A 1520-nucleotide genomic window follows, 5' to 3' on the forward strand; every position below is an offset into this window, starting at 1 on the left:
CCCCGCGCGGTTCCTGGCGAGCCGGATCAGGGCAGCAGGCCGGCCGGCTCCAGCTGATCGGTGCCGTGCCGGACCCGCCAGCTGGCGATGGGGTAGGCGCCGCTGGCGGGGTCCTCGCGCGCGACCAGCGCCCAGTAGTCGGCGTGGGCGAAGTCGGTCGTGAACTCGACCACCGTGAAGCCGTGGCGGTCCAGGTCCACCCAACGCACGTGTCGGTTGACCTGAGTGAGGGCCCCCTGCGCGGTCTGGGACAACGGGTTGCCCTCGGGGAGGTTCACCATGTCGTCGATGTTGTTGCTGGTGATCGACGGGGTGACGAACTCGATCGCGCCGACGCCCGCGCCCGGGTAGTTCGCCGGCTCGAACGGCACCTCGTTGGCCCACGAGGTGTGGATGTCGCCGGTGAGGAAGACGGTGTTGCGGGTGCCGGCGGCGCGGATCACCTCCAGCAACCGGCGGCGCTCGCCCGCGTACCCGTCCCACTGGTCGGGGTTGTAGGTGATGCCCTCGCGCGGGACGCCCAGCAGCTCGGTGAGCGCGGCCGTGGTCTGTGGCTCGAGCGGGGGCAGGAGCACGGGCGTGATCATCACCGAGTTGCCGATGACGTTCCAGCGGGCGGTCGACGAACTCAGCCCGCGGGCCAGCCAGTCGAACTGGGCGGCGCCGGTCATGGTGCCGGTGACATCGATCGCGTGACCGTCGAAGCGGTCCGGTCCCTCCGTGCGGTAGGAGCGCAGGTCGAGCATGCTGATCTCGGCGAGCGAACCCCAGCGCAACCGCCGGTAGAGGTGACCGCCGTCGCGGAGGGACTCGGGGCGCACGGGCATCCACTCGAAGTAGGCCTGGGGGCTGGCGGCCTTGCGGTCGGAGAACGGCCCCTGGTGCGGGTGGTGGTTCTCGGCGCCGTCGGACCAGTTGTCGTTCGCGAGCTCGTGGTCGTCCCACGTGACGATCCACGGCACGTGCGCGTGCAGGGACTGCAGATCCGGGTCGGTGCGGTACTGGGCCAGGCGTATCCGGTAGTCGGCCAGAGTCACGATGTCGTGCGGGGGATCGTGGGGCCGGACCGCGCCGAACTTGCCGGTGTACTCACCACGGCCGTACTCGTAGATGTAGTCGCCCAGTTCGACGATCGCATCGAGATCCCCGCGCGCCTCGAGGTGGCGGTAGCCGGAGAAGTAGCCCGCCTCCCAGTTGGAGCAGGAGACCACCCCGATGCGCCAGCGGCCGGAGGCGGGGAGCGCGCCGTGGGCGGGCGCGGTGCGGGTGCGGCCGGTGTGCGAGGTCTGACCGAGGGCACGGAAGCGGTAGTGGTACCAGCGGTCGGGGGCCAGGCCGGTGCAGTCGAACTTGACGGTGTGGTCGCGGCCGGCGTCGGTCACCACGGACCCTGATCGGACCACCTGGGAGAAACCGGGGTCGAGCGATATCTCCCAGCTGACTGCGACCGGCGCCCCGCGGCCGGATCCCGGGACCGCGTCCGGCGCGGGGGTGACGCGGGTCCACAGGATGACGCGATC

1 protein-coding gene is annotated in these 1520 nt (G+C 71.1%); it reads right to left on the reverse strand.

The genetic code is table 11. The annotated features are described in order from the left end of the window. Positions 1–26: 26 nt before the first annotated feature. Positions 27–1520, reverse strand: a 1494-nt coding sequence (locus G6021_RS15535; RefSeq protein WP_182641679.1) for an alkaline phosphatase D family protein, incomplete at its 5' end; no start/stop codon positions are given.

The sequence above is a fragment of the Dietzia sp. CW19 genome (assembly GCF_014145265.1).
Lineage (GTDB): Bacteria > Actinomycetota > Actinomycetes > Mycobacteriales > Mycobacteriaceae > Dietzia > Dietzia natronolimnaea.